The sequence below is a fragment of the Cedecea sp. AS113 genome, from assembly GCF_037152415.1.
Lineage (GTDB): Bacteria > Pseudomonadota > Gammaproteobacteria > Enterobacterales > Enterobacteriaceae > Cedecea.
Genome location: NZ_JBBCMI010000008.1, coordinates 162,935 through 183,798 on the forward strand (window position 1 = coordinate 162,935; position 20,864 = coordinate 183,798).

Genomic DNA, 20,864 nt, shown 5'->3' on the forward strand with positions numbered 1-20,864 from the left:
GTATTTTACCCTGGAGTTCCCTGAGGGTCATCGTTTACTTTGCACCATAATGCACCGTAGTATGGCGGTCACGTTTCCAGGCCGTTACCGCGAGATTATGCGATTTTTGAGATTTGTCATTGGGTTGACCGCTGCCGTAGCCATCAATGTTCAGGCTGCGAACGTTGAAGAGTACACCTCCCAGTTGCCTGACGGGGCGAACCTGGCGCTGATGGTACAAAAAGTCGGTGCAACAAGCCCGTTCATTGATTATCACAGCCAACAAATGGCTCTGCCTGCCAGTACGCAGAAAGTGATTACGGCGCTAGCGGCGCTCCTTCAGTTGGGCCCGGATTTTCGTTTTACCACCACGCTGGAAAGCCGTGCTCAAATCGATAATGGCGTACTTAACGGCGATCTTATCGCTCGTTTCGGCGGAGATCCTACGCTAAAGCGTCAGGATATTCGCAACATGGTTGCCGAATTAAAAAAAGCGGGCGTCCAACAGATTAAGGGCAACGTGCTGGTCGACACGTCTATTTTCGCCAGCCACGATAAAGCACCGGGCTGGCCGTGGAACGACATGACACAGTGCTTCAGCGCACCACCCGCCGCCGCCATCGTGGACCGTAACTGCTTCTCTATTTCCTTATACAGTGCGCCAAAAGCTGACGATTTAGCCTATATCCGCATTGCTTCGTACTATCCGGTCGTGATGTTTAGTCAGGTCAGAACGCTGGCCAAAGGTTCTCCTGACGCTCAATACTGCGAACTGGATGTTATCCCGGGCGATCTCAACCGCTATACGCTTACCGGCTGCCTTACACAACGTGCCGATCCGCTGCCCTTAGCCTTTGCCATTCAGGATGGTGCAAGCTATGCAGGTGCCATCATTAAAGATGAACTGAAGCAGGCAGGGATCAGCTATAGCGGAACACTGCTGCGCCAGACTCAAACCAACGAACCGGGCACGGTGATAGCCAGCAAACAGTCAGCCCCGTTGCATGACCTGCTTAAAATCATGCTCAAGAAATCCGACAACATGATTGCCGATACCGTATTCAGGACCATCGGACATAACCGGCTGGGTGTTCCTGGCACCTGGCGGGCAGGTGCTGATGCTGTACGCCAGATATTGCGCCAAAAAGCGGGCGTAGATTTGGGGAACAGTATTGTCGTCGATGGTTCAGGCCTTTCGCGTCATAACCTGATTTCACCGGCCACAATGATGCAGGTGCTGCAATACATCGCGCAGAACGATAATCAGCTAAACTTTATCTCCATGCTGCCGCTCGCGGGCTACGATGGCTCTCTGCAGTATCGTGCCGGCCTACATCAGGCTGGCGTGGATGGGAAAGTGTCGGCGAAAACGGGTTCATTGCAGGGTGTTTATAATCTGGCTGGCTTCATCACCACGGCAAGCGGGCAGCGCATGGCCTTTGTGCAGTATCTCTCTGGTTATGCCGTTGAACCAGCGGACCAGCGTAATCGCCGCATCCCGTTAGTGCGCTTCGAAAGCCGGCTTTACAAAGACATTTACCAGAATAACTAGTTATGAAACTGCTTATTGTTGAAGACGATTTACTGTTACAGGAAGGTCTTGCGCTGGCGTTAGGAGGGGAAGGCTACGCGCTGGACTGCGCCGCGACGGCTGCGGAGGCTGATGCCTTGCTGCAAAGCGGTGAATACAGCCTGATCATTCTCGACCTGGGGCTCCCGGACAAAGACGGTGCCACGCTGTTGAGTCAATGGCGTCGGCGTGGGGTAAAAAACCCGGTGCTAATCCTGACGGCTCGTGACGCGCTTGAAGACAGAGTAAATGGTCTGGACTCCGGCGCGGATGATTATCTGGTTAAGCCTTTTGCGCTTGCAGAACTGCAGGCGCGTGCGAGAGCGCTGATCCGTCGCTACCAGGGACACAGCGACAATCTGCTTCAGGAAGACGATTTAACCCTCAATTTGCAGACTCAGCAGGTGCTACTCGCCAATCAGGCTGTAGAAATTACGCCCAAAGAGTTCGCTCTTCTGACACGCCTGATGATGCGAATCGGCCAGACGGTCCACCGTGAAACGCTACAGCAGGATATTTACAGCTGGCAGGACGATCCCGGCTCCAACACCCTTGAAGTACACATTCACAACCTACGCCGAAAATTAGGCAAAGACAGAATCAAAACCGTGCGCGGCGTTGGCTACCGGCTGGAAAGCCGCTCATGAACAGCATGCGCCGGCGCCTGATGATCCTGCTGGCGCTTATTCTTCTTTTCTTCCAGTTGATTAGCGTTGTCTGGCTGTGGCATGAAAGCCGTGAGCAGATTGGTTTTTTGGTGAGTGAAACGCTCTCCGCAAAAGCCCGAAACCAGCAGGTCGAAAAAGAGATTCGTGAAGCGATTGCTTCCCTGTTGGTGCCTTCTCTGGTCATGGTTGCCTTTACGCTGTTTTTCTCTTTCTGGGCAATTACCTGGATAACCCGCCCGCTGAATCAGCTGCGTTCAAGCCTGGCTAACCGCTCAGCCGACAACCTCACTCCCCTGCCTATGTTTTCCGACATGGACGAAATGGTGGCCGTAACCAATTCCCTCAACCAGCTGCTTGGCCGGCTGGATCATACGATTCAACAGGAGCGCTTATTCACTGCCGATGCGGCCCATGAACTGAGAACACCGCTTGCTGGTCTCAGGTTACATCTGGAATTGATGGTAAAAAATGGGGTAGCGCAGGCCCCGATGCTGCTAACACGTATAGATCAGCTTATGCATACCATTGAACAGCTCCTGATGCTTTCGCGCGCCGGGCAAGCTCTGGCCAGCGGGCATTACAATACGCTGGTCTGGAGTGACGACATCATTGCGCCGCTTAAAATGGAAATGGAAGAGTTGGCGGCACAGCGCTCGCAAAAGCTAATCTGGCCTGCAGCATCCGCTCTGACCGTGCAAGGTGATGCCGTGCTGCTGCGTTTAATGTTGCGTAACCTGCTGGAAAATGCCTCCCGCTATAGCACGGAAAAAGGCGAAATTCATATAGCATTGACGGAAAAAGAGGGTGGAACGCTCTTGAGCGTGGCCGACAGCGGCCCGGGCATTAAAGACGAATATCTTCAACAAATCACGGAACCCTTCAGGCGTATGGATCAGCGCTATGGCGGTAGCGGACTGGGTCTGAACATTGTGCAGCGGATTATTCAGCTTCACCATGGCCGCCTGGCGTTGGGCAATCGTGTGGAAGGCGGCTTGCAGGCTGACTGCTGGCTTCCGAACAGCATCCAATAAAAAAGGCCGGGAGCACCGGCCTTCTTCGTTGAAACTTACTTCTGGTAGATAATTTCGACGCCTTCGTCGTCTTCATCATCCCAGTCGTCATCCCAGTCTTCTTCTGCTTCAGCTTCCATTTCATCGAGCTGCTGGCGATGGTAATCATCCCACATAAACTCGACTTTCTCTGGCTGCTTAGCGACCTCAGCCGCCGTAATCGGGTTCTCGATGATAAAGGTCATCACATCCCAGCAGAGATCTTTCACGCCCATCTGACTGGCAGCGGAGATCAGGTAGTATTTATCTTCCCAACCAAGCGCTTCGGCAATGGCTTTCGCTTTTTCTTCGGCCTGCGCTTTATCCATCAGGTCGATTTTGTTAAACACGAGCCAGCGAGGTTTTGACGCCAGGCTTTCGCTGTATTTCTCCAGTTCGCCAACGATGATGCGGGCGTTTTCAACCGGGTCAGAGCCATCGATAGGTTCAATGTCAATGAGATGCAGCAATACGCGGCAGCGCTCAAGGTGCTTAAGGAAGCGAATGCCCAAACCAGCGCCGTCAGCGGCGCCCTCGATAAGCCCCGGGATATCCGCGACAACGAAGCTCTTTTCATTGTCCATACGAACAACGCCCAGGCTTGGCACTAGCGTAGTAAACGGATAATCAGCCACTTTTGGCTTCGCTGCAGATACCGCGCGGATAAAGGTAGATTTACCCGCATTTGGCATACCCAACATACCGACATCGGCCAGCAGCATCAGCTCTAGCTGCAGATCGCGTTTTTCACCCGGAGTCCCCATCGTTTTCTGACGTGGGGTACGGTTTACGGAGGATTTAAAACGGGTATTACCCAGACCGTGCCAGCCGCCTTTGGCAACCATCAGCTTTTGACCATGCTGCGTCATATCGCCCATGGTTTCACCGGTGCCCTGATCGATCACTCGGGTACCCACTGGTACCTTTACAGTGACGTCATGCCCACGTTTACCGGTACAATCGCGGCTTTGGCCGTTCTGGCCACGCTCTGCGCGGAAGGCCTTTTCAAAACGATAATCGATAAGCGTATTCAGGTTCTCGTCGGCTTCAAGCCATACGTCACCACCGTCACCACCATCACCACCGTCCGGGCCGCCTCTCGGGATATATTTTTCACGACGGAAGCTAACGCAGCCGTTACCGCCATCACCTGCTACGACCAGGATCGTTGCTTCATCAACAAACTTCATCTTACTTCTCCGTAAATCATTCGCCCGAACGCTGCACCGGCGTGACCGTTTCGGTTTTATGCCAGCGCCCCCAAAGGCGGTGGCCAATCGCGGAATACATCGCACCAGCCACAACCACGAGAGCCCCGATATAACCCACAAGGTTAAGCATCGGTATGGCGAAATACTCGGGCCAGGCCTGAGACAGCAGGTCTGAGAACAGCAACGTAAATAACGGGGTTAGCGTAATGATGGCGCTAACCTGGGAGGCCTGCCAGCGCGCCATCGCCTCAGCGAGCGCGCCATAGCCTACCAGCGTATTCAGACCGCAGAAAACCAGACATGCCAGTTGCCAGCTACTGAGCTGGAAAATCACACCAGGTTTTGCCAGCGGCAAAAGTGCAATAGTACATAAAGTGTACAACAAAAAGAGGATCTGCTGTGAGGCTAACCGGCGTAATAACACCTTCTGTGCCACACCATAACTGACCCAAACCGTTGCCGCCAGCACGCCGAAGATAACACCAAGGGTGTAATCCGTCAGGCGGGTAAAAATCTCTACAAGACTGGTGTTGAAGAACATCACCAGACCACACAAGAGCATCATGGCACCAATAATCTGCGTGCCACGCATTCTCTCTTTTAGCACTACTACGCTCGCCACCATCATCCCGACAGGAGAAAGCTGGCCAATAACCTGAGACGCAGTAGGACTTAAATACTGCAGAGAAGAACTAAAGAGCAGAAAGTTGCCAAATAATCCCCCAGTGGCGATCGCTAACAACACTAGCCACCGCGGCTTACGGAACATCCTGAGCGGCGGTAATTTCCCCCGAATCGCAAGGAAAATACCCAGGCCAATACTGGCCATCAGAAATCGATAAAATACCACGGTCGGTGGCGCCATCACCGGAAGCACCTGCTTCATCGCTATGGGTAACGCCCCCCAGCACATCGCCGTGGTTAACGCTAAAAGAATACCGATTCCCGCCTGCTGCCCCATGCCCATTCCCTGTCTTAATTTACAAGGCGTACAATGTAAAAAGCCCCGCAACACGTTGCGGGGCTTTCATCCGTTACCGGACCGAAAAACTTACTCAGCAACGATGCTGATGTATTTACGATTGTTCGGACCTTTAACTTCGAATTTCACTTTACCGTCTGCTTTAGCAAACAGGGTGTGGTCACGACCGCAACCTACATTGTTGCCAGCGTGGAATTTGGTACCACGTTGACGAACGATGATGCTACCAGCCAGTACAGTTTCACCACCAAAGCGTTTTACACCCAGGCGTTTTGCTTCTGAATCGCGACCGTTACGAGTTGAGCCGCCAGCCTTTTTATGTGCCATTTAATCTACTCCTCAGGTCTTAGGCGCTGATGCCAGTGATTTTCACATCAGTGAACCACTGACGGTGGCCCGCTTGCTTACGATAGTGTTTACGGCGACGGAACTTAACGATTTTAACTTTCTCGCCACGACCGTGAGCAACGACTTCAGCTTTAATAACGCCACCATCGACGAAAGGAACGCCGATTTTGACTTCTTCACCGTTTGCGATCATCAGAACTTCAGCGAACTCAACAGTTTCGCCAGTTGCGATGTCCAGCTTTTCCAGGCGAACGGTCTGACCTTCGCTTACTCGGTGTTGTTTACCACCACTTTGGAAAACCGCGTACATATAAAACTCCGCTTTCCGCGCTTACCTTATATAGGTTTCAGGTAGCGCTATAAATATTCACAATAGGGCGCGAATATTACGCAAATCGTGAGGGTTTGACAAGCCCGATCGTCAATTACCGTAGAAAAAAAACGCAACAGCACACACACCGTTTATCTGCCTCGTTTTTTCAGTACAATCTGTACTACAGTATCGAACCTCAACCCTCTCGTTATGCCATATGGATATGGAATAAACAGGACGAAAGCCAGACTTTTGCGATGAATTTAGAAAAAATTAATGAGTTAACCGCGCAAGATATGGCGGGTGTCAATGCGACAATCCTTGAGCAATTGAATTCCGATGTTCAACTGATCAACCAGTTGGGCTACTACATCGTCAGCGGTGGCGGTAAACGCATCCGCCCAATGATTGCCGTACTTGCCGCGCGGGCGCTTGCTTACGAAGGGCAAGCACATGTCAGAATTGCAGCGCTGATCGAATTTATACATACCGCCACGCTACTTCATGATGACGTCGTGGACGAATCAGATATGCGTCGGGGTAAAGCCACAGCCAATGCCGCTTTCGGCAACGCTGCGAGCGTTTTGGTCGGTGATTTCATCTATACGCGAGCATTCCAGATGATGACCAGCCTCGGTTCGCTGAAAGTGCTGGAGGTGATGTCAGAGGCCGTAAACGTTATCGCTGAGGGCGAAGTGCTACAGCTGATGAACTGTAATGACCCAGACATTACTGAAGAAAGCTATATGCGGGTCATTTACAGCAAAACGGCCCGCCTGTTTGAAGCTGCGGCTCAATGCTCGGGGATTCTGGCAGGCGCAACGGAGATTCAGGAAAAAGCGCTGCAGGATTATGGGCGGTACCTGGGTACTGCGTTTCAACTCATTGATGACCTGCTGGATTACAGCTCAGATGGGCAAACGCTGGGTAAAAATGTCGGCGATGATCTGAACGAAGGCAAACCGACGCTGCCGCTGTTACACGCCATGCGCAACGGCTCACCAGAGCAGGCTCAGATGATTCGTGAAGCGATCGAACAGGGAAATGGCCGTCATTTACTGGATCCCGTACTGAGAGCTATGTCGGATTGCGGTTCTCTGGAATGGACTCGTCAACGCGCCGAAGAAGAGGCAGATAAAGCAATCGATGCCCTTTCAGTGCTGCCTGATACTCCTTACCGTGAAGCGCTAATTTCTTTGGCACACATGTCCGTTCAACGCGACCACTAACATCAACTTTAGCGCGCCAGTTGGCGCGCTAAAGTTTCCAGTAAAACAGATCCTCAACCCTTCCCTCTTTCCTGAATATTTCATTCTCACTAGCTTTCATAATATTTGCGGATGAAAACACAGAATCTATTATTCCTTGCACTTACTGGAATCATTTGGAAATTTTTATGTTATAAATTTCCTGTGCCATCGCTCATCTCAGAGCAGGATTAGTAAGATCACAGGGAGAGATTATGGAAAATCAATTTGTGGACTGGCATCCGGCGGACATTATTGCCGGACTGCGAAAAAAGAAAACGTCGCTCGCCGCCTTATCACGCCAGTCAGGTTTAAGCTCATCAACGCTCGCCAATGCGCTGTCTCGCCCCTGGCCCAAAGGGGAGTTTATTATCGCTAAGGCTTTAGGTGTTGCACCACAGGTTATCTGGCCTTCACGCTACCACGACCCGGTGACACGTGAGTTTATCGACCGAACACGGAAGATCCGACAGCTATAAAAAAGCCGGGGCATGCCCCGGCTATCCGTCTTTAAGGGAGGATGTTTACTCGCTTCCCTTGACGCGCTCGATCTTAGCCCCCAGCGCCTGAAGCTTATCTTCAATACGCTCATAGCCGCGATCAATGTGGTAAATACGATCCACTATCGTTGTCCCTTCTGCGATGCAGCCCGCCAGAACCAGACTTGCAGACGCACGAAGATCGGTTGCCATTACCTGAGCACCGGAAAGCTTTTCGACACCGTGGCAGATAACTGTATTGCTTTCGATCTCAGCATGCGCGCCCATACGGATTAATTCAGGCACATGCATAAAGCGGTTTTCGAAGATAGTTTCGGTGATAACGCCCGTCCCTTCCGCCACCAGGTTCAGCAGGGTGAATTGCGCCTGCATATCGGTAGGGAAACCTGGGTGTGGAGCAGTACGCACCGTTACGCCTTTTGGACGTTGGCCATGCATATCAAGACTGATCCAGTCTTTACCCGTTTCAACTTCCGCGCCAGCTTCACGCAGCTTCGCCAGAACAGCATCCAGAGTATCCGGCTGCGCGTTACGGCAAAGAATTTTACCGCCAGAGATTGCCGCAGCCACCAGGAACGTCCCGGTTTCAATACGGTCAGGCAGCACGCGGTAAACGCCCCCGCCCAAACGAGCAACGCCTTCGATAGTAATACGATCGGTGCCCGCACCGCTGATCTTCGCGCCCAGGGTGTTAAGGAAGTTCGCAGTGTCGACGATCTCCGGTTCACGGGCAGCGTTTTCAATGATCGTTTTGCCTTCCGCAAGCGTGGCCGCACTCATGATGGTCACGGTTGCACCCACGCTGACCTTATCCATCACGATATGAGCACCTTTAAGGCGGCCATTTACCGACGCCTTAACGTAGCCTTCTTCGAGCTTAATCTCCGCGCCCAACTGCTCCAGACCAGTAATGTGCAAATCCACCGGACGAGCGCCAATGGCACAACCACCAGGCAGAGAAACCTGCCCTTGGCCAAAGCGAGCAACCAGTGGCCCTAGCGCCCAAATAGAGGCTCGCATGGTTTTCACCAGGTCATATGGCGCACAGAAAATATTTACGCCGCTGGCGTCAATGTAGACGGAACCGTTGCGCTCAACTTTGGTACCCAGCTGGCTCAGCAGCTTCATCGTGGTATCAATGTCTTTCAGTTTTGGAACGTTCTGAATCTCTACCGGCTCTTCCGCCAGAAGCGCGGCGAAGAGGATTGGCAGCGCGGCGTTTTTAGCCCCTGAGATTGTGACTTCTCCACTCAGGCGGGTAGGCCCCTGCACACGAAATTTATCCATTGAAACTGCTCTCTTTTAAATTCAAAACGTTATCACCAGCCTGAGCCGATGATTCAAAAACCATTCAGTTTGCGATCGCGCGCCCACTCTTCTGGCGTATAGGTCTTAATAGACACAGCATGCATGCGATTATCCGCGATAAATTCCATCAGCGGGGCATACACGGTTTGCTGTTTTTTGACGCGACTTAACTCGGCGAATAACTCACCCACCGCTATAACCTGAAAGTGGCTGCCATCGCCTGAGACGTGGACTTCCTGGAGGGGCAGTGCGTTCATCAGCACTGTCTGAATTTCATGATTTTCCATGGGGTATCTATTCGTCGATTAATAAATGATGAAATAAGCCACACATCTTAGAGGAAAGTGGCGTCCGCTTAAATAAGCAAAAAGCCCCAGAACTTAGCAGTTCGAGGGCTTTGAAAGTAACGTGCTGAAATCATTAGCCTGCCAGATGTGGCAATAGCGCCTCTGGCAGATTGTAGAGTTGAGCCAGTGTGCGCAAATTATCAGTAGCGCCCCTAAGCTCAATCTTGTTCCCCTGGCGAGCCACGATGGCTGTCAGGTGAATAAGCAACGCCAGCCCGGCGGTATCAACGCGAGTTAAGCCACTTAGCTCAAAGAGATTGATACCCGTGACCATTTTCTCACGCTGCTGCCAAAGCGAATTAACGGTGACGCCATCCAGCTCTCCGAAGAAATGCAGCGTTGCACCGTCCTGCTTCCAGCTTAGTTCTTCCGCCATTACTTTTTACTGTCCAGGGTAATTGGCTGTTTCGAAATCGACTGCAGCTGCGCGGTCAAACCATCGATACCTTTCGTACGGAGCAGGTCGCTCCACTCGTTTTGTTTGGTGGTGATCATGCTGATCCCTTCGGCAATCATATCGTATGCCTGCCAGTTCCCGGTTTGGCTATTTTTACGCCATTGGAAATCAAGACGCACTGGTGGACGCCCATTTGGATCGATTATCGTCACACGGATCGCCACAATATCAGCATTACCAAGAGGTTGCTCCGGGGCGATTTGATAAGTCTGACCGTGATACAGCGCCAGCGCCTGACCATAGGCCTGCTTCAGGTACTCTTCAAAAGCCTTGAAGTAAGCGTCACGCTGCGCAGGCGTGGCATCTTTGTAGTAACGCCCTAACACCAGCGCCCCCGCGTATTTTACCTGAACATAAGGCAGCAGTTCCTGGCCAACGATATCCCGCAGATAATTCGGATTCTGTCGAATTTGAGGCTGCTCGTTTTTCAGGCGATCAAAGGTCTTCTGCGCCGCCTCATTCATTAATTTGTAAGGGTTGGTCTGGTCTGCCGCCATCGCAAATGGGGCGATAGCCAGCATAGCTACCATCATAAGACGCTTAAACATCACTTGTTCCTCTTAAATTAATTCGTAGTACCTGACTGCGGTGCAGCATCAGTATGGCCTGCGGAATGCGCTTCAGCATCGCCAGAATTCTTATTGTCGCCGTTGCCGCTCTTGTAAAGGAACTGACCTATCAGATCCTCAAGAACCAAAGCAGATTTCGTATCCTGAATGGTGCTGCCATCTTTCAGCATAGATGACCCCAGTTCCGGGTCGTCAAAGCCGAGGTTAAGAGCAATATATTGCTCACCCAACAGGCCAGACGTGCGAATCGCCAGAGAGCTGGTATCCGGAATCTGGTTGTAGCGCTGTTCAATGTCCAGCGTTACGCGAGGCAAATAGGTTTTCGGGTCAAGAGCGATACCATCAACTCGACCAATAACAACACCACCAAGACGAACCGGCGAACTCATTTTCAGGCCACCGATGTTGTCGAAGGTGGCATATACACGATAAGTCGGTTCGCTACGCAGAGAGGTAACATTCGCCACTTTCAGACAGAGAAAAATAATAGCGACCAGCGCGACCAGCAGAAAAGCACCAACCCAAACTTCAAATTTCTTTGTTTGCATGAACTCAATTCCCAAACATCAGTGCTGTCAGCACAAAATCGAGGCCCAAAACGGCCAGAGAAGCGTGCACAACGGTGCGCGTGGTTGCCCGGCTAATCCCGGCAGAAGTCGGAATAGCATCGTACCCGTTGAATAACGCAATCCACGTTACGGTAATGGCGAAGACTACGCTTTTAATCACGCAGTTAACCAAATCCAGCCGCCATGAGACTGCATTTTGCATTGCTGACCAGAAGAAACCGGCATCAATGCCTTTCCAGTTCACGCCCACCAGAGCACCACCCCAAACGCCCACGGCAACGAAGATAAGCGTCAGAAGGGGCAGCGAGATAACCCCAGCCCAAAATCGCGGTGAAACGACGCGGCGCAGCGGATCGACAGCCATCATCTCCATGCTGGACAGCTGTTCCGTCGCACGCATCAGGCCAATTTCAGCGGTTAAAGCAGAACCCGCACGCCCGGCAAACAGTAGCGCGGCAACAACCGGGCCAAGTTCACGGAGCAGTGAAAGCGCCACCAGCATGCCTAGACTCGACTCAGCGCTGTAAGTCGTCAGCACAAGATAGCCCTGTAAGCCAAGCACCATCCCGATGAACAGGCCGGAAACCATAATGATCAACATCGACAGTACGCCGACATTATAAAGCTGACGAACCAGCAACGGCGCATGCTTGCGAAACTCCGGTTTCCCTACCAGCGCGTTGAATAACATCAGTCCGGCACGTCCAAACGAAGCGCAGGTTTTTATCCCGCGTCGCCCGAGAGATGCCAGTGCATTTAGCAGCATGAGCAGTTTAGCTCCTCGTTCCAGGTAATAAATCTTGTTGATAATCCCCGGCTGGATAACGGAATGGCACCGGGCCATCCGCGATCCCATCAAGGAACTGTCTAACGCGTGGATCGTGGTTTTCACGCAATTCCGCCGGGCTACCTTGAGCAACAATGTGCTGATCGGCAGCAATATAAGCGTAATCCGCGATGCTTAATACTTCTGGTACATCGTGTGATACCACAATGCAGGTGACGCCAAGAGCGCTGTTAAGTTCTGAAATAAGCTTAACCAGCACGCCCATGGTAATGGGATCCTGTCCGACGAAAGGTTCATCAAACATAATCAAGTCTGGCTCAAGCGCTATAGCACGGGCCAACGCCGCGCGGCGCGCCATCCCGCCAGATAATTCAGAAGGCATAAGATTGGCCGCCCCGCGAAGCCCCACGGCTTCCAGTTTCATCATCACCGTGCTGTGCAATAGCGGTTCTGGTAACTGAAGATGTTCACGCAGTGGATAAGCCACGTTTTCAAACACATTAAGATCGGTAAATAAGGCGCCGGATTGGAACAGCATACTCATGCGTTTACGCACGGTAAAAAGCCGTGAGCGCGACATCGACGGTACGTTCTCACCATCAAAAAGGATCTCGCCGCTGTCCGGCTGGATCTGCCCACCAATAAGCTTCAACAGCGTAGTTTTACCGATCCCCGATGGCCCCATGATCGCCGTCACCTTGCCGCGTGGTACCGTCAGCGAAATATTCTCGAAGATCTGGCGCTCGCCGCGAGAGAAACTCATCCCACGGATCTCAACCAGATTGGCTTCTGTCTGACTCATCGCCCTTCCTTTTTTATGTTTGCCGGCAAGCATGGCCTCAAAGGGATGCTAAAACCCAACATTTTTACAGAATATTACCTGCGCAGGTTAGCGAAAGCTGGCATTTGTTTTACTTTTTCGCCGCATAAAGTCAGAATTAAGACTTATCGCCAGGCTCAGGCTGCACTTCGTTTTGCCCGACCCTTCAGCCCCTCAGGATCGGCGATTATACCCTAATAAAGGATTTTTCATGCTGTTAGCTACGGCGCTATTAATTATTGGTTTACTCCTGGTGGTCTATGGTGCCGACCGTTTAGTTTTCGCCGCAGCGATACTTTGTCGCAGCATCGGGATCCCGCCGCTGATTATCGGCATGACTGTGGTCAGCATTGGCACTTCACTGCCTGAAATTATCATCGCCAGTACGTCAGCGCTGCACGGCCAGTTGGATTTGGCCGTAGGGACAGCTATCGGCTCAAATATCACTAACATTATGCTGATCCTGGGGCTCGCCGCGCTGCTGCACCCATTTACCGTTAATTCCGATATTCTACGTCGTGAATTGCCTCTAATGTTGGCGGTGAGTGCCGCCGCAGGTCTGTTTCTCTATGACGGTGAACTGACGCAGGCCGAGGGCGTCATGCTGCTGACAATCGCAGTGTTATATCTACTCTTTATCATTAGAATAGGCCGCCTTGCGGAACGGCAGGGGATCGATAGTCTGACGCGGGAGCAGCAGGCCGAACTCCCTCAAGAAGGCAGTCTGTCCGTCGCATTTTTATGGCTGGGAGTGGCGTTGGTTATTATGCCGATGGCAACGCGGATGGTCATCGATAATGCCTCGGTGCTTGCCCATTATTTTGGCGTAAGCGAACTGGTTATCGGTTTGACGATCATTGCGATTGGTACCAGTCTGCCGGAATTAGCGACCGCCATAGCCGGCGCGCGCAAGGGCGAAGATGACATTGCGATTGGTAATATCATCGGTTCGAACATTTTTAACGTTGTGTTTGTGCTTGGCATTCCTGCGTTGGTGGCACCGGGCCACCTCAACCCGTTAGCTTTTGCCCGGGATTATTGGTTGATGTTAGCGGTAAGTGCTGTTTTTGCCCTGCTCTGCTGGCGCAAACCTCGCCAAATCGGCAAGCTCGCGGGCGCTCTGTTAACATGTGGATTCATCATATGGATTGTGGTGCTGTGGTTCGTTGCGCCACCTGTCGTCGAATAAAGCGGAAACGGGAATTATGTCTCATATAGATTTAGCGCCGGGTTTTGACTTTCAACAAGCGGGCAAAGACGTGCTCAATATTGAACGTGAAGGCCTGGCTCAACTCGACCAGTACATCAACGACGATTTCTCGCTGGCCTGTGAGAAGATATTCTATTGTCCCGGTAAAGTTGTTGTCATGGGGATGGGAAAATCGGGTCATATTGGGAAAAAAATCGCGGCAACCTTTGCCAGTACCGGCACGCCAGCCTTTTTTGTGCACCCAGGAGAAGCCAGCCACGGTGATTTAGGCATGGTCACGGCACAGGATATCGTCCTGGCGATTTCTAATTCCGGCGAGTCGAACGAAATTTTGGCGCTCATCCCGGTATTAAAGCGCCTTCAGGTGCCTTTGATTTGCATGACCGCCCGCCCGGAAAGCTCAATGGGCCGTGCAGCGGATATTCATCTGTGCATCAAAGTGCCTCAGGAAGCTTGCCCTCTCGGCCTCGCGCCAACCTCCAGCACAACGGCGACGCTGGTTATGGGCGATGCGCTGGCCGTGGCGTTACTGAAGGCTCGTGGTTTTACCGCTGAAGATTTTGCTCTGTCTCATCCTGGCGGCGCGCTGGGGCGTAAGCTATTACTCCGCGTGAACGATATCATGCACACGGGTGATGATATCCCGCACGTAAGCAAAGAAGCCTCTTTGCGGGATGCGCTGTTGGAGATTACCCGTAAAAATATGGGGATGACGGTCATCTGCAATGACCTGATGAAAATAGAGGGCATCTTTACCGATGGCGATTTACGTCGCGTGTTCGATATGGGTGTTGATTTACATACCTTACGTATTGCGGATGTCATGACAACGGGAGGCATTCGCGTACGCCCTGGCACATTAGCTGTGGACGCATTAAACCTGATGCAGTCACGCCATATTACTTCGGTTATGGTGGCGGATGGCGACCAGTTGCTGGGTGTGGTACATATGCATGACATGCTACGCGCGGGCGTAGTTTAAAAAAGGATTAGCCTTAATGAGTAACCATGATGCGCTGCTTAATACCTGCTACGGGCCGGTAAGCGCGCAGGTCATAGCGAAAGCGAAAGAGATTCGCCTGCTGATTCTGGACGTTGACGGCGTAATGTCTGACGGCCTTATTTACATGGGCAACAGCGGTGAAGAGCTGAAAGCCTTTAACGTACGCGATGGCTATGGCATTCGCTGCGCCCTGACCTCCGGAATTGAAGTCGCTATTATTACAGGCAGGAAAGCAAAACTGCTGGAAGATCGCTGCGAAACGTTGGGCATTACCCACCTTTATCAAGGGCAATCCGATAAAGTTGTGGCGTTCCACGATCTGTTGTCAAAGGTTGCGCTTTCTCCCGATCGGGTTGCCTACATTGGCGATGACCTGATCGACTGGCCAGTCATGGAACGGGTCGGTTTAAGCGTTGCCGTTGCAGACGCCCACCCATTATTGACGCCAAAAGCGGATTACGTGACCAGAATCAGCGGCGGGCGAGGCGCAGTGCGGGAAATCTGCGATCTCCTGTTGATGGCGCAAGGCAAGCTTGATGAGGCAAAAGGGCAATCCATATGAGCAAGACCAGACGTTGGATTATTTTCCTGCTTGCCATTGCGGCATTAGTGCTTATCGGCCTGAATCTGACGGAGAAGGACGAGTCCGGCGTAACCGTTAACAGCGATACGCCAACTTATCAAAGCGAATTTTCCACGACAGTCGTATACAACCCACAGGGCGCGCTGAACTATAAGCTTATTGCTCAACACGTTGAATACTTCTCGGATACGGGTATTTCATGGTTCACCAAGCCTGTCATGACCCAGTACGATGAAAATAAAATCGCCACCTGGGAAATTCAGGCGGATCGCGCCAAACTTACCGATGACAAAATGCTTTATTTGTATGGCAACGTCGTCGTCACAGCGTTAACACCTGACTCTCAGTTACGCAGAATCACGACGGACAATGCGCAGGTGAATTTAATTACTCAGGATGTCGCTTCTGACGACCTGGTGACTTTGTACGGCACCACATTTAACTCCAGTGGCCTGAAAATGCGTGGCAACTTACGCAGCCAAACTGCACAGCTGATTGAAAAGGTTAAAACCTCATATGAAATCCAGAATAAACAAACTCAGCCTTAAACTTGTTCTGCTTGGTTCGCTTTTTGCCGTACCGCTGTCAGCCTGGGCACTGACCGGTGACACCGACCAACCTATTCATATCGAATCCGACCAACAGTCTCTCGATATGCAGGGCAACGTCGTTACCTTTACCGGCAATGTCGTTGTGACTCAGGGCACGATCAAAATCAACGCCGATAAAGTCGTTGTGACCCGCCCAGGCGGTGAACAAGGCAAAGAGGTGATTGATGGCTACGGTAACCCAGCTACTTTCTATCAAATGCAGGACAACGGTAAGCCGGTAAAAGGCCACGCGTCCACCATGCATTATGAATTGGCGAAAGATTTCGTTGTACTGACCGGCAACGCTTACCTTGAACAGCTGGACAGCAACATCACCGGCGACAAGATCACCTACCTGGTGAAAGAGCAAAAAATGCAGGCGTTTAGCGAGAAAGGCAAACGCGTGACCACCGTGCTGGTGCCGTCTCAGCTGCAAAACAAAAACGGCCAGCAACCGGCACCGAAAAAGAGTAACTGATTCGTTATGGCAACTTTAATTGCGAAAAACCTGGCCAAAGCCTACAAAGGCCGCCGCGTAGTCGAAGACGTCAGCCTGACCGTTAAATCAGGTGAGATCGTTGGGCTGCTCGGGCCAAACGGCGCCGGTAAAACCACGACGTTTTATATGGTAGTGGGGATCGTGCCCCGCGATGCAGGTAACATCATTATTGATGAAGAAGACATCAGTCTGCTGCCGCTGCACGCTCGTGCGCGTCGCGGCATCGGCTATTTGCCGCAGGAAGCGTCCATTTTCCGCCGCCTGAGCGTGTTTGATAACCTGATGGCGGTGCTGCAGATTCGCGATGATCTGACGTCAGAGCAGCGTGACGATCGCGCTAACGAGCTGATGGAAGAGTTCCATATCTCGCACCTGCGTAATAACCTCGGGCAGTCACTGTCCGGCGGTGAACGCCGCCGCGTAGAAATTGCTCGTGCGCTTGCGGCAAACCCGAAGTTCATTTTGCTGGATGAACCCTTTGCCGGGGTTGATCCTATTTCCGTTATTGATATCAAACGCATTATCGAGCACCTGCGTGACAGCGGCCTCGGCGTATTGATTACAGACCATAACGTCCGCGAAACGCTGGCCGTCTGCGAACGCGCCTACATCGTTAGTCAGGGGCATCTGATTGCCCACGGTACACCGGAAGAAATCCTTGAAGACGAGCAAGTTAAGCGAGTCTATCTGGGCGAAGAGTTCAGACTCTGATAGGGTGGGAAGTATTACACGACTTATTTGAGGACGTTTGCTCTGAACATGAAGCAAGGTTTGCAATTACGGCTTAGCCAACAACTTGCTATGACGCCCCAGCTGCAGCAGGCCATCCGTCTGCTTCAGCTCTCAACGTTAGAGCTTCAGCAAGAACTCCAGCAGGCACTGGACAGTAATCCATTGCTTGAGCAAACCGACCTGCATGATGAGATCGATACTCAGGAAGTGCCTGAGAGCGAAGCAATGGACACCCGTGAAGCCCTCGAGCAGAAAGAGATGCCCGATGAGCTGCCGCTGGATGCCAGTTGGGATGAAATTTACACCGCTGGAACGCCTTCAGGTACGGGAACTGACTATCTGGACGACGAGCTGCCTGTCTACCAGGGCGAGACCACCCAGTCCCTGCAGGACTACCTGATGTGGCAGGTCGATTTGACGCCATTTTCCGATACGGACGCCGCTATCGCGACGTCTATTGTCGATGCAGTGGATGAAACCGGGTATCTCACCGTGCCGCTGGAAGACATTCTGGAAAGTCTGGGCCACGACGATGTAAGCCTTGACGAAGTGGAAGCCGTCCTCAAACGCATCCAACGTTTTGATCCCGTCGGCGTCGCAGCGCGAGACTTACGCGATTGCCTGTTAATTCAGCTTTCTCAGTACGCCAAAGAGACCCCATGGCTGGCGGAAGCCCGGCTTATTGTTAGCGATCATTTAGATCTGCTGGCAAATCACGACTTCCGGACGTTGATGCGGGTCACGCGTATCAAAGAGGACGCGCTTAAAGAGGCCATGTGCCTGATTCAATCCCTCGATCCTCGCCCCGGCCAGTCGATCCAAACGGGTGAGCCTGAGTACGTTATTCCTGATGTACTGGTGCGTAAGCACCTGACGCGCTGGGTTGTAGAGCTTAACGCAGACAGCATCCCGCGCCTCAAAATCAATCAGCAATACGCAGCCATGAGCGGCAACACGCGCAATGACAGCGACTCGCAGTTCATCCGCAGCAACCTGCAGGAAGCGAAATGGTTGATTAAAAGCCTGGAAAGTCGCAATGATACGTTATTGCGCGTGAGCCGATGCATTGTCGAACAGCAGCAGGCCTTCTTTGAGCACGGTGAAGAGCATATGAAACCGATGGTGCTGGCCGATATTGCTCAGGCAGTGGACATGCACGAGTCGACTATTTCGAGGGTGACCACTCAGAAATATTTGCATAGCCCACGCGGCATCTTTGAATTGAAATATTTCTTCTCCAGCCACGTCAATACCGAAGGCGGTGGTGAAGCCTCCTCCACGGCAATTCGGGCGCTGGTGAAGAAGTTAATTGCTGCGGAAAACCCCGCCAAACCGCTGAGCGACAGTAAGTTAACCTCAATACTGTCGGATCAAGGTATTATGGTGGCGCGCCGCACAGTTGCGAAGTACCGAGAGTCTTTATCCATTCCACCGTCAAACCAGCGTAAACAGCTGGTGTGACTTTACCGATAAGGAAGACACTATGCAGCTCAACATTACGGGACAAAACGTCGAGATCACTGAAGCACTGCGTGAATTTCTGAACTCGAAGTTTGCCAAACTGGAGCAGTACTTCGAAAGAATCAACCAGGTCTATATTGTATTAAAGGTGGAAAAAGTCACCCATACAGCGGATGCTACGCTGCATGTGAACGGTGGAGAACTGCATGCCAGTGCCGAAGGCCAGGACATGTATGCGGCGATTGACGGCCTGATTGATAAACTGGCCCGACAGTTAACGAAACACAAAGATAAACTAAAACAACACTGATAATCCGGGCATCCGATGTGCATATGGCCGGCCCGCTGCTTAAGTCGCGGGCCGTTTGCACAAAAGTGCTTAGGTGAACTTATGATGAACAACGATTCCGCTCTACAACTGAGCAATGTCCTTAACCAGGAATGTACTCGCAGTGGCGTCCACTGCCAGAGTAAAAAACGTGCGCTGGAAATCATCAGCGAACTGGCAGCCAAACAGCTTGGCCTTCCACCGCAGGTCGTTTTCGAAGCCGTACTGACCCGTGAGCGTATGGGCAGTACCGGCATTGGCAACGGTATCGCTATTCCCCACGGCAAGCTGGAGGAAGATACGCTTCGCGCCGTCGGCGTCTTTATTCAACTGGAAACGCCAATCGCTTTTGATGCCATCGACAATCAACCGGTTGACCTGTTATTTGCGTTACTGGTACCTGCTGACCAGACAAAAACCCACCTGCACACGCTTTCCCTGGTGGCCAAGCGTCTGGCGGATAAAACCATTTGTCGCAGGCTGCGCTCAGCCGGCAGTGACGAAGAGCTTTACCAGATAATTACTGAAACAGAAGTCGATCACGACAGCGAAAATGAATAATCGGCGCGTTTGATGTCTCAGACAGATAAATCGGGAGAATGATTACATGGTGCTGATGATTGTCAGCGGCCGCTCAGGTTCAGGGAAGTCTGTAGCCTTGCGCGCACTGGAAGATATGGGATTCTATTGCGTGGATAACCTGCCGGTTGTCCTGTTGCCAGAGCTGGCAAAAACGCTTGCCGATCGGCAAATCTCTGCTGCCGTCAGCATAGACGTGCGCAACATGCCGGAGTCGCCGGAAATCTTCGAGCACGCAATGGACAGCCTGCCGGACGCTTTTTCTCCGCAGCTGCTGTTCCTTGATGCCGATCGTAATACGCTAATCCGCCGCTACAGTGACACGCGCCGCCTTCATCCGCTTTCCAGCAAAAATCTCTCTCTGGAAAGTGCGATTGACGAAGAAAGCGATCTCCTCGAACCACTAAAATCCCGCGCGGACCTGATCATCGACACCTCCGAAATGTCGGTACACGAATTGGCGGAGATGCTGCGTACTCGTCTGTTGGGTAAACGTGAACGCGAACTCACCATGGTGTTCGAGTCTTTTGGCTTTAAGCACGGCATACCGATTGACGCCGATTATGTGTTCGACGTGCGTTTTCTTCCTAACCCGCACTGGGATCCAAAACTGCGTCCAATGACCGGCCTCGATCGCCCTGTCGCCGCCTTCCTCGACAGGCACACAGAAGTACACAATTTTATCTATCAGACCCGCAGCTATCTTGAGTTATGGTTACCGATGCTTGAAACCAACAACCGTAGCTACCTGACCGTGGCGATTGGCTGTACCGGCGGTAAACACCGTTCGGTTTATATTGCAGAGCAGCTGGCTGACTACTTCCGCTCACGCGGGAAGAACGTCCAGTCCCGTCACCGCACGCTGGAAAAACGTAAAACATGAGCGTAAAGCAGACCGTTGAAATCACCAACAAGCTGGGCATGCACGCGCGCCCGGCGATGAAACTGTTTGAGCTGGTACAAAGTTTTGACGCAGAAGTGATGCTGAGAAACGAAGCGGGCACCGAAGCTGAAGCCAGCAGCGTGATTGCCCTCCTGATGCTGGACTCCGCCAAAGGAGGCCACATAGAAATAGAAGTCACAGGCCCGGAAGAAGAGCAAGCCCTGGCGGCCGTGATTGCTCTGTTCAATGCCGGATTTGACGAAGACTAACCG

At 52.1% G+C, this 20,864-nt stretch carries 27 protein-coding genes; 16 read left to right on the forward strand and 11 right to left on the reverse strand.

Going from position 1 to position 20,864, the window contains the following annotated elements:
• Positions 1-97 precede the first annotated feature (97 nt).
• The 3 genes from dacB to pmrB are packed head-to-tail and all read left to right on the forward strand — an operon-like array spanning position 98 to position 3,248.
• On the forward strand, positions 98-1,531 hold the full coding sequence (gene dacB, locus WFN87_RS11970; RefSeq protein ID WP_336982903.1) for a serine-type D-Ala-D-Ala carboxypeptidase: 1,434 nt from the start codon (positions 98-100) through the stop codon (positions 1,529-1,531).
• A gap of 2 nt (positions 1,532-1,533) precedes the next feature.
• A complete protein-coding gene (gene pmrA / locus WFN87_RS11975; protein WP_008454804.1) occupies positions 1,534-2,196 on the forward strand; it encodes a two-component system response regulator PmrA in 663 nt (220 codons plus the stop codon).
• Positions 2,193-3,248: a two-component system sensor histidine kinase PmrB gene (pmrB, locus tag WFN87_RS11980; protein WP_336982902.1), complete on the forward strand. Its 1,056-nt coding sequence runs from the start codon at positions 2,193-2,195 to the stop codon at positions 3,246-3,248. The genes pmrA and pmrB overlap by 4 nt, the downstream gene beginning before the upstream one ends.
• A gap of 35 nt (positions 3,249-3,283) precedes the next feature.
• Here pmrB and cgtA read toward each other — a convergent pair whose 3' ends face one another.
• The 4 genes from cgtA to rplU all read right to left on the reverse strand — a co-directional run bounded on the left by cgtA (position 3,284) and on the right by rplU (position 6,117).
• Positions 3,284-4,456, reverse strand: coding sequence for an Obg family GTPase CgtA (gene cgtA / locus WFN87_RS11985; protein ID WP_008454808.1), 1,173 nt, complete (start codon positions 4,454-4,456; stop codon positions 3,284-3,286).
• Between the two features lie 16 nt (positions 4,457-4,472).
• Entirely contained in the window at positions 4,473-5,438 is a 966-nt protein-coding gene (locus WFN87_RS11990) for a DMT family transporter (RefSeq protein ID WP_166877779.1), read from the reverse strand.
• Between the two features lie 90 nt (positions 5,439-5,528).
• On the reverse strand, positions 5,529-5,786 hold the full coding sequence (gene rpmA, locus WFN87_RS11995; protein ID WP_007673187.1) for a 50S ribosomal protein L27: 258 nt from the start codon (positions 5,784-5,786) through the stop codon (positions 5,529-5,531).
• 19 nt (positions 5,787-5,805) lie between these two features.
• On the reverse strand, positions 5,806-6,117 hold the full coding sequence (gene rplU, locus WFN87_RS12000; protein ID WP_008454812.1) for a 50S ribosomal protein L21: 312 nt from the start codon (positions 6,115-6,117) through the stop codon (positions 5,806-5,808).
• Positions 6,118-6,377: 260 nt separating this feature from the next.
• Between rplU and ispB the strand changes: the two genes are divergently transcribed.
• Positions 6,378-7,349 carry an octaprenyl diphosphate synthase gene (gene ispB, locus WFN87_RS12005; RefSeq protein WP_008454813.1) on the forward strand — a complete coding sequence of 324 codons (972 nt, stop codon included), beginning with the start codon at positions 6,378-6,380 and terminating at the stop codon, positions 7,347-7,349.
• 233 nt (positions 7,350-7,582) lie between these two features.
• Complete coding sequence (gene sfsB, locus WFN87_RS12010; RefSeq protein ID WP_008454817.1) at positions 7,583-7,846, forward strand: DNA-binding transcriptional regulator SfsB; 264 nt, start codon at positions 7,583-7,585, stop codon at positions 7,844-7,846.
• 45 nt (positions 7,847-7,891) lie between these two features.
• Here the strand turns inward: sfsB and murA are convergent, their stop codons facing one another.
• The 7 genes from murA to mlaF form a co-directional block, all read right to left on the reverse strand.
• Positions 7,892-9,154, reverse strand: coding sequence for a UDP-N-acetylglucosamine 1-carboxyvinyltransferase (gene murA / locus WFN87_RS12015; protein WP_336708957.1), 1,263 nt, complete (start codon positions 9,152-9,154; stop codon positions 7,892-7,894).
• Between the two features lie 53 nt (positions 9,155-9,207).
• On the reverse strand, positions 9,208-9,462 hold the full coding sequence (ibaG, locus tag WFN87_RS12020) for a BolA family iron metabolism protein IbaG (RefSeq protein WP_008454819.1): 255 nt from the start codon (positions 9,460-9,462) through the stop codon (positions 9,208-9,210).
• A 133-nt stretch (positions 9,463-9,595) separates the two neighbouring features.
• Positions 9,596-9,898 carry a lipid asymmetry maintenance protein MlaB gene (gene mlaB, locus WFN87_RS12025; protein ID WP_008454820.1) on the reverse strand — a complete coding sequence of 101 codons (303 nt, stop codon included), beginning with the start codon at positions 9,896-9,898 and terminating at the stop codon, positions 9,596-9,598.
• On the reverse strand, positions 9,898-10,527 hold the full coding sequence (mlaC, locus tag WFN87_RS12030; RefSeq protein ID WP_336982901.1) for a phospholipid-binding protein MlaC: 630 nt from the start codon (positions 10,525-10,527) through the stop codon (positions 9,898-9,900). Before mlaC ends, mlaB begins: the two co-directional genes overlap by 1 nt.
• A 17-nt stretch (positions 10,528-10,544) precedes the next feature.
• Positions 10,545-11,096: an outer membrane lipid asymmetry maintenance protein MlaD gene (mlaD, locus tag WFN87_RS12035; RefSeq protein ID WP_008454822.1), complete on the reverse strand. Its 552-nt coding sequence runs from the start codon at positions 11,094-11,096 to the stop codon at positions 10,545-10,547.
• A 4-nt stretch (positions 11,097-11,100) separates the two neighbouring features.
• Positions 11,101-11,883, reverse strand: coding sequence for a lipid asymmetry maintenance ABC transporter permease subunit MlaE (gene mlaE, locus WFN87_RS12040; RefSeq protein ID WP_008454823.1), 783 nt, complete (start codon positions 11,881-11,883; stop codon positions 11,101-11,103).
• A 7-nt stretch (positions 11,884-11,890) separates the two neighbouring features.
• Positions 11,891-12,706, reverse strand: a complete 816-nt coding sequence (gene mlaF / locus WFN87_RS12045; protein ID WP_008454824.1) for a phospholipid ABC transporter ATP-binding protein MlaF — start codon at positions 12,704-12,706, stop codon at positions 11,891-11,893.
• A gap of 229 nt (positions 12,707-12,935) precedes the next feature.
• Here mlaF and WFN87_RS12050 point away from each other — a divergent pair, with 229 nt between their 5' ends.
• From WFN87_RS12050 to npr, 11 genes are all read left to right on the forward strand, one after another.
• Positions 12,936-13,913 (forward strand): calcium/sodium antiporter, encoded by a 978-nt coding sequence (locus WFN87_RS12050; RefSeq protein ID WP_008454825.1) that lies wholly within the window; start codon positions 12,936-12,938, stop codon positions 13,911-13,913.
• A gap of 16 nt (positions 13,914-13,929) precedes the next feature.
• The gene (gene kdsD / locus WFN87_RS12055) at positions 13,930-14,916 is read left to right on the forward strand and encodes an arabinose-5-phosphate isomerase KdsD (protein ID WP_008454826.1); all 987 of its coding nucleotides are present in this window, start codon (positions 13,930-13,932) and stop codon (positions 14,914-14,916) included.
• Positions 14,917-14,932: 16 nt separating this feature from the next.
• On the forward strand, positions 14,933-15,499 hold the full coding sequence (gene kdsC / locus WFN87_RS12060) for a 3-deoxy-manno-octulosonate-8-phosphatase KdsC (RefSeq protein WP_008454827.1): 567 nt from the start codon (positions 14,933-14,935) through the stop codon (positions 15,497-15,499).
• Positions 15,496-16,068: an LPS export ABC transporter periplasmic protein LptC gene (gene lptC / locus WFN87_RS12065; RefSeq protein ID WP_166877761.1), complete on the forward strand. Its 573-nt coding sequence runs from the start codon at positions 15,496-15,498 to the stop codon at positions 16,066-16,068. The genes kdsC and lptC overlap by 4 nt, the downstream gene beginning before the upstream one ends.
• Positions 16,037-16,588 carry a lipopolysaccharide ABC transporter substrate-binding protein LptA gene (gene lptA / locus WFN87_RS12070; RefSeq protein WP_008454829.1) on the forward strand — a complete coding sequence of 184 codons (552 nt, stop codon included), beginning with the start codon at positions 16,037-16,039 and terminating at the stop codon, positions 16,586-16,588. Before lptC ends, lptA begins: the two co-directional genes overlap by 32 nt.
• Before the next feature lie 6 nt (positions 16,589-16,594).
• Positions 16,595-17,320 carry an LPS export ABC transporter ATP-binding protein gene (gene lptB, locus WFN87_RS12075; protein ID WP_008454830.1) on the forward strand — a complete coding sequence of 242 codons (726 nt, stop codon included), beginning with the start codon at positions 16,595-16,597 and terminating at the stop codon, positions 17,318-17,320.
• A 48-nt stretch (positions 17,321-17,368) separates the two neighbouring features.
• On the forward strand, positions 17,369-18,802 hold the full coding sequence (gene rpoN / locus WFN87_RS12080) for an RNA polymerase factor sigma-54 (protein ID WP_008454831.1): 1,434 nt from the start codon (positions 17,369-17,371) through the stop codon (positions 18,800-18,802).
• A 22-nt stretch (positions 18,803-18,824) separates the two neighbouring features.
• A complete protein-coding gene (gene hpf, locus WFN87_RS12085) occupies positions 18,825-19,112 on the forward strand; it encodes a ribosome hibernation promoting factor (protein ID WP_008454833.1) in 288 nt (95 codons plus the stop codon).
• An 81-nt stretch (positions 19,113-19,193) separates the two neighbouring features.
• Complete coding sequence (ptsN, locus tag WFN87_RS12090) at positions 19,194-19,691, forward strand: PTS IIA-like nitrogen regulatory protein PtsN (protein WP_008454834.1); 498 nt, start codon at positions 19,194-19,196, stop codon at positions 19,689-19,691.
• Between the two features lie 46 nt (positions 19,692-19,737).
• Complete coding sequence (rapZ, locus tag WFN87_RS12095) at positions 19,738-20,592, forward strand: RNase adapter RapZ (RefSeq protein ID WP_008454836.1); 855 nt, start codon at positions 19,738-19,740, stop codon at positions 20,590-20,592.
• On the forward strand, positions 20,589-20,861 hold the full coding sequence (gene npr / locus WFN87_RS12100; RefSeq protein WP_008454837.1) for a PTS phosphocarrier protein NPr: 273 nt from the start codon (positions 20,589-20,591) through the stop codon (positions 20,859-20,861). Before rapZ ends, npr begins: the two co-directional genes overlap by 4 nt.
• Positions 20,862-20,864 lie beyond the last annotated feature (3 nt).